Origin of the sequence: Compostimonas suwonensis (assembly GCF_002797855.1) — a bacterium.
GTDB lineage: Bacteria > Actinomycetota > Actinomycetes > Actinomycetales > Microbacteriaceae > Compostimonas > Compostimonas suwonensis.
In genome coordinates, this window is record NZ_PGFB01000004.1 from 545,379 (window position 1) to 552,193 (window position 6,815).

The window sequence follows — 6,815 nt, forward strand, 5'->3', positions numbered from 1 at the left end:
AGGGTTCAGCCAAATTTCGGGTAAGGCCTGCTCAGTTCGGGTCCGAGCCTGGCCAGTATGTCAGAAAAGTTTCTGATGAGGAAGCCTCAACGCCAAAACGACGAACGAACAATTGCGATGTCCCCGATCGGCGAGGAAATCAAGCCCCCGCGGCGCCCGCGGCTGATCGATAGGCTGAGGGGATGACCGAGGGGAAACAGCCCGGACGACCGGGGGTCATCGCGCGGACGGTCGGATGGGTCATGTCGCTGCGCCCGGTGCGCGTCTTCACGCACTACACCGACATCAACGGCAATCTGCTCGCCTCCGGCATGTCGTACCAGGCCGTCTTCGCCGTCTTCGCCGCGATCTTCGTCGCCTTCTCGATCGCGGGGTTCTGGCTCATCGCCAACCCCGAGATCGAGAACGCCCTCCTCGACATCATCAACCGCACGATCCCCGGGCTGATCGGCGACGACGGCATCATCAAGCCCGAGCAGCTCGACGGGCTCTCGACGGCCCTCGGCTGGACGGGCGTCATCGCCCTCGTCGGCCTGCTCTGGACGGCGCTCGGCTGGCTCTCCTTTCTGCGCCTCGCGATCCGGGCCATCTTCGGCATGCCCAAGGACACCACGAACTTCGTGCTGGCGAAGGCCGTCGATCTGGGCCTGGGCGTCGCCTTCGGCCTCGTGCTCGCCATCTCGGCGGTTCTGTCCGTCGTCACCACCCAGCTCCTCAACTGGCTGCTGGGACTCATCGGCATCGACGACTCCGTCGGCGGCCTCGTGGCCGGGCGGTTCACCGGCCTCCTCATCGTGTTCGTGATCAACACTCTCGTGCTGGCCGTGATGTTCCGGGTGCTCTCCCGGGTCGCGATCCCCCTGCGCCGTCTCCTCGTCGGGGCCCTTCTCGGCGGCCTCGCGCTCGGCGCCATCCAGGTCCTCGGCGGCCTCCTGCTCGGCGGCGCCTCGAGAAATCCTCTGCTCGCGAGCTTCGCCGTCTTCATCGGGCTTCTCATCTGGTTCAACCTCGTGAGCACCATCACCCTGCTCGCGGCGTCGTGGATCGCCGTCGGAATGCAGGATGCCGGCATCTCGCCCCTCGAGCTGAGCGACGAGGAGCGTGCCGCCACCCGGGCCGCCCAGGAGCACGAGGCCCGGCTCGTGGTCGCGCGCGCCGAGCTGCGCGACGCCCAGGCCGCCTACGACCGGGCCCGAGGGTTCCGGCGGCTGCGCACGGGACGCCGGCTCGAACGGGCCCGCGCCGCTCTCGAGGAGCTCGACCCCGAGACATCCCAGCAGGACGACGCCTCCGGGCGACCGGGCGCCTCGGGCACAGGAGGGGACTCCCGGGTGTCGGAGGCCTCCCGGTAGAATCCGATCATGCCTCCGTCGTCATCGAAACCGCTCCGCATCGCCTCCGTCAACACCAACGGCGTCCGGGCCGCATACCGCAAGGGCATGGGCGACTGGCTCGCCCGGCGCGACGTCGACATCCTCGCCATTCAAGAGGTGCGGGCGTCGACCGACGACCTCGTGGGGCTGCTCGGCGAGGAGTGGAACATCCTCCACGACCCCGCGACGGCCAAGGGCCGCGCCGGCGTCGCGCTCGCGAGCCGGTCGAAGGCCGCCATCCACCGGGTCGAGCTCGGCCCCGACGACTTCGACAGCGCCGGGCGCTGGCTCGAAGCAGACTTCGACGTCGACGGCACGATCGTGACCGTCGTGAGCACCTACGTGAACTCGGGCGAGGCAGACACCCCCAAGCAGGTCGAGAAGTACAAGTTCCTCGACGCGATGCTCGAGCGGCTGCCCGAGCTCGCCGAGCACAACGAGCGCGCACTCATCGTCGGCGACCTCAACGTGGGCCACCGTACGCTCGACATCAAGAACTGGCGCGGCAACGTCAAGCGCGCCGGTTTCCTGCCCGAAGAGCGGGCCTACTTCGACAAGTTCGTCGGGGCCGAAGACGAGGCCGACTACAACAACGGCGCCGGCCTCGGCTGGATCGACATCGGCCGCAAGGTCGCCGGCGAGGTCGAAGGCCCCTACACCTGGTGGTCGCAGCGCGGGCAGGCGTTCGACAACGACACCGGATGGCGCATCGACTACCACCTCGCGACCCCGAAGCTCGCGGCATCCGTCGTGAACTACACGATCGATCGCGCAGCCGCCTACGACGAGCGATGGTCCGACCACGCTCCCGTCGTCGTCGACTACGCCCTCTGATCCGTTCACGAACCGAAAGCCCTCCCCTCATGACGAACAAACCACGCCTGTACTCGGGCATGCAGCCGTCCTCCGACTCCCTGCAGATCGGCAACTACATCGGCGCGCTGCTCAGCTGGAAGCGGATGCAGGAGGAATGCGACGCCCTCTTCTCCATCGTCGACCTGCACGCCATCACGGTTCCGCAGGATCCGGCCCAGCTGCGCGAGAACACCCGCCGCACGGCGGCACAGTACATCGCGGCCGGCATCGACCCGTCGCGCTCGACGCTCTACGTGCAGTCCCACGTTCCCGCCCACGCCGAGCTCGCCTGGGTGCTCAACACGATCACGGGCTTCGGCGAGGCCGGGCGTATGACCCAGTTCAAAGACAAGTCGGCCAAGCAGGGAGCCGACGCCGCGTCGGTCGGGCTCTTCGCCTACCCCGTGCTCATGGCCGCCGACATCCTGCTCTATCGCACCGAGGTCGTTCCGGTCGGCGAAGACCAGCGGCAGCACATCGAGCTCACCCGCGACCTCGCGACACGCTTCAACTCGCGCTTCGGCGACACCTTCGTGCTGCCCGAGGCGCGTATCCTCACCGAGACCGCGAAGATCTACGACCTGCAGAACCCCACCGCGAAGATGTCGAAGTCGGCCGAGTCGCACGCGGGCGTGATCTGGCTGCTCGACGAGCCCTCCGTCACCGCGAAGAAGATCATGCGCGCCGTCACCGACGACGACGCCTCGGTGCGTTTCGACCGCGAGGCCAAGCCGGGTGTCTCGAATCTGCTCTCGATCTACTCGGTGCTCTCGGAGCGCAGCGTCGACTCGATCGAAGACGAGTTCGCCGCGAGCGGCTACGGCGCCTTCAAGAAGGGCCTCGCCGAGCTCGTCGTCTCGGTCTTCGAGCCGATCCGCGCCCGCACGCTCGAGATGCTCGACGACCCGGCCGAGCTCGACAGGATCCTCGCGGGCAACGCGGCACGCGCGCAGGAGATCGCCGATCAGACCCTCCAGACCGTCTACGACCGCATCGGCCTGCTGCGCCGGGGCTGAGCGGGCCGGGCTGCAGACGGGGTGATGCTGTGAGCAGGCCACGGGTCGTCCTCTTCGACCTCGACGACACGCTCTTCGCCCATCGGGAGGCCGTCGACGCGGGCATCGTGAGCTATCTCGGCGAGCTCGGCGGCGCCTACGCGGGGGCGGACGCGTCCGGCTCAGTCGCGCTCTGGAACAGCCTCGAAGAGCAGCATTACCACTCCTATCTCGCCGGCGAGCTCGACTTCGAGGGCCAGCGGCGGGCCCGCGCGCGCGACTTCGCGGCGAGCCTCGGCGTCGAGCTGGCTGATGCCGAGGCGAGCGACTGGTTCCAGAGCTACCTCGCGCACTACCGCGGCGGCTGGCGACTGCACGACGACGCGCTGCCCGCGCTCGACGCGCTCGTCGAGGCCGATGCCGCCGTGCGCTTCGGCCTGATCACGAACGGCGAGCTCGGCTACCAGCTCGGCAAGATCGAACGGGTCGCGATCGGCCCGCGCCTCGAGCACATCGTGGCCTCGGGAGAGCTGGGCGTGACCAAGCCCGACCGCCGGATCTTCGAACACGCCGTCGCGCTGTTCGGAGTCGACCCGAGCACGGCGGTGTACGTGGGAGACCGGCTGCGCACCGACGCGATCGGGGCCGCGCACGCCGGCCTCGCGGGCGTGTGGATCAACCGGCGCGGAGTCGAGCCGTCAGCCGACGAGCGGGCGGATGCCGCGGCCGCCGGCGTGCAGCGGATCGCGAGCCTCTCCGAGCTCCCCGCACTGCTCGCCAGGCTCTGAGCCCGACGTCCTTCCCCGTGAGCCGCCGGGAGAACGACGGAGCGACCGGGGAAGACGATCGGGGCGGGCACCTGCTGGTGCCCGCCCCGACCTGCTCGTGCCGTTCGCCTAGCTGAGCGCGGTGAGCGTCAGCGTGGCCTGGTACGTTCCGTCCGTGACCTCGACGGGGATGTCCAGCTCGAGTCCTGCGCCGAGCTTGGCCGAGCCGCGGGTGTGACCGGTCGCGGCCGAACCGAGGGTCGACGAGGCCGAGAGGCCGTCGCCCGAGACGAAGCCGGACTCGACCTTGTCACCGGCGACGGCGTCGCCGCCGGCCTCGACGACGGACGGGGTCCATCCGAGGTACTTGCCCGAGAACGACTCGTCACCCGAGGTGAAGTCGCTGACCTGAGCCGAGATCGACCACTGCGGACCGTTCAGACGGGTGTCCGTCACGCGGATCGGGTTGATCGAGCCCTCGGCCGAGTAGTGGTCGCCCGACTCGACGGCGGTACCGAGGTCGACGAGACCGTTGGTTCCGTCGACGGCCCAGATGAACTCGCCTGCCGCCGCCTGGGGAACCGTGACCTGCAGCTGCTGGGTGTCGACGTCCGGGGTCTCGGCGCGGTTGAGCGTGACCTTGTCGACCACGCTGTTCACCGGCTTGTCGGTGCCGTTGGCCTGGCTGCGGAGCGTGGTGACAGTGATCTCCTCGTCGGTGATGTCGATGGCGCTGTAGTTGCGCACTCGTTCCTGGTTGGCGACCGAGAGCCACCAGAAGCCCTGCGACTGGAGGTCGTAGTACTTCGAGCCCGATGCCGAGTTCGCCGTCACGTACAGCACCCCGCCGGGACCCGCGGTGACCGTGTCGGCGCCGGCGGCCTCATCCGCATTCGCCTTCTCGCCGTTGCGCAGCAGGTAGCTGCGCGCGTAGCTGTGGTCGTGACCCTGCAGCACGAGGTCGAACCCGAGCTCGGAGAACAGCGTGGGAAGCACGTTGCGGCGGTCTTCGACGTCGCCGTCCGTGGCGTGCGGGCCACCCGAGTAGATCGAGTGGTGGAACGCGATGACCTTCCACTTCGCCTCGTCACCGTGCTCCGCGACGACGTCGCGGATCCAGCGGGTGTGCGAGGTGTAGTCGCGGCTGTTCGAGTTGATGTCGAGGAAGAGGACGCCCTTGTGGATGAACCAGTAGTCGCCACCCGAGCCGCTGCTCGACCCCGGGCCGGCCGTGCGGTCGGTGTTGGGGGTGTTGAAGTGCTGCTCGTACGCCTTGGAGCCCACGTCGTGGTTTCCGTTGGTCGCGACGAACGGGATCTGACGCAGCTCGTCCGGCTGCAGGAACGCGGTGTAGTGGCTCTCGTTGCCCGCTGTCTCGACCTGGTCGCCGGCCGAGAAGAGCAGCTCGGCGTCCGGGTACGCGGTGGTGGAGACATCCAGGGTGTCGGCCCATCCCGCGGTGTCGTTCGGGATGTTGCCCGAGGAGCCGATCTGCGGGTCGCCGTAGAAGAGGAAGTTGAAGTCGCCCTCGAACTCCTGCGTGCGGAACGAGTACATGCTCGACCAGTTGCCCTCGGAGCCCACGCGGTACACGTAGGAAGTGTTCTCCTGCAGGTCCGTGAAGGTCGCGAAGCGGTTGAACTCGCCGCTCGTCGTCGGTCCGCCGGTCGCCGTGACGGTCCTCGACGATGCGGGGAACGCGCCGGCGACGACACCCGAGGCGAGGCCGATCTGCGCGACCTGGGTCGTGTCCGTCGACGAGTACCAGGCGAGGTTGCGCTGGGTCTCGTCGCCTGCCACGCCGAGGATGATGTCGGAGAGGACCGGGCCGCCCGTGGGCTTGAGCACGGGGGTCAGGGTCTTGACGTCGAGGTAGGCGTCCGAGCTCGACTCGCGATCCTGGTAGAGGGCGATCGCGATCGTGTTCGTGCCCGCCTGCAGGGCGGTGGCAGGGATCGTGAACGAGGAGGACACGGGGTCGCCACCGCCGGTGCCCGCGTAGACGAGGTTGCGTTCGGCCTCGACGGCGGCCTCGACACGCGCGTCGGCGTATCCGGCGACCTTGGTGCCGTTCACGAAGACCTGCACGGCGTCGTCGTAGGTCATGGTCGCGCGCAGGCCGTCGACACCGGCGAGCTGCTCGGCGGTGAGGTCGAAGCTCGAACGGAAGTGGAAGGTCTTCACGTCGGGGAACGCCGTGCCGTTGATGTACTGGTTGAGGCGCGTGCCGATCGTGAGGCCGGCACCGATGTTCGTGCCACCGTTCTTGACGCCGAAGCTGCCCTTCGCCGACTTCCATGAGGTGTCGGCGAAGCCCGCCTTGGTCCAGACGAGGCGGTCGCTGTTGCCGGCGGCCGGATCGGTGTTGTTGTCCGAGTACTTCCACGTCGTCGACGCGGTGCTCAGGAACGTGTCGGGGTAGCTGGTGGCAGCCCCCGCGCTGGTTGCGCCCACCGTGAGGAAACCGGCGGACAGGGTGACGAGTCCGAGCGCGGCGATCGCGCCCGTGATGAGACGTCTTCTTCTCTCGCGCGGGCGCGTGCCCGCGACTGGTGCATTTTCCATGAGGCCTCCCTTGATTTCCCGTCGTGACGGGAGTCGTGCCGACGTGCGTGTGCACGCGCGGCGCGGCAAAGCTATGGATGCCGTATGAATGAGCGGTGGACAGTCCGGGGCCATTCGGTGATCCACACCTGTCCAGTACACGCGTCCCTACCCCCACTCCGGGCTGCGGCTCTGTTCTGTTTCTGATCCGTTCCGCTTCTGAGTCCGCTTTAAACCACAAACGACGGAGGTCCTGTCCTGTTTCCGGTGTTCTGGTGGGT

Annotated in this window: 5 protein-coding genes; 4 read left to right on the forward strand and 1 reads right to left on the reverse strand. The window is 68.1% G+C overall.

What is annotated here, in order from left to right; all coding sequences use genetic code 11:
- Positions 1-182: 182 nt before the first annotated feature.
- The 4 genes from CLV54_RS13540 to CLV54_RS13555 are packed head-to-tail and all read left to right on the forward strand — an operon-like array spanning position 183 to position 4,011.
- Complete coding sequence (locus CLV54_RS13540; RefSeq protein WP_100345480.1) at positions 183-1,352, forward strand: YihY/virulence factor BrkB family protein; 1,170 nt, start codon at positions 183-185, stop codon at positions 1,350-1,352.
- A gap of 9 nt (positions 1,353-1,361) precedes the next feature.
- Positions 1,362-2,207 carry an exodeoxyribonuclease III gene (locus tag CLV54_RS13545; RefSeq protein WP_100345481.1) on the forward strand — a complete coding sequence of 282 codons (846 nt, stop codon included), beginning with the start codon at positions 1,362-1,364 and terminating at the stop codon, positions 2,205-2,207.
- A gap of 29 nt (positions 2,208-2,236) precedes the next feature.
- Positions 2,237-3,244, forward strand: coding sequence for a tryptophan--tRNA ligase (gene trpS / locus CLV54_RS13550; RefSeq protein WP_100345482.1), 1,008 nt, complete (start codon positions 2,237-2,239; stop codon positions 3,242-3,244).
- Positions 3,245-3,273: 29 nt separating this feature from the next.
- Positions 3,274-4,011 (forward strand): HAD family hydrolase, encoded by a 738-nt coding sequence (locus CLV54_RS13555; protein ID WP_100345483.1) that lies wholly within the window; start codon positions 3,274-3,276, stop codon positions 4,009-4,011.
- Positions 4,012-4,119: 108 nt separating this feature from the next.
- Here the strand turns inward: CLV54_RS13555 and CLV54_RS13560 are convergent, their stop codons facing one another.
- A complete protein-coding gene (locus tag CLV54_RS13560; protein WP_100345484.1) occupies positions 4,120-6,555 on the reverse strand; it encodes a purple acid phosphatase family protein in 2,436 nt (811 codons plus the stop codon).
- Positions 6,556-6,815: the final 260 nt, after the last annotated feature.

Coding starts and splice junctions, on each gene's coding strand:
- CLV54_RS13540 (WP_100345480.1), top strand. CDS start 183: ATGACCGAGGGGAAACAGCCCGGACGACCGGGGGTCATCGCGCGGACG.
- CLV54_RS13545 (WP_100345481.1), top strand. CDS start 1,362: ATGCCTCCGTCGTCATCGAAACCGCTCCGCATCGCCTCCGTCAACACC.
- CLV54_RS13560 (WP_100345484.1), bottom strand. CDS start 6,555: ATGGAAAATGCACCAGTCGCGGGCACGCGCCCGCGCGAGAGAAGAAGA.
- trpS (WP_100345482.1), top strand. CDS start 2,237: ATGACGAACAAACCACGCCTGTACTCGGGCATGCAGCCGTCCTCCGAC.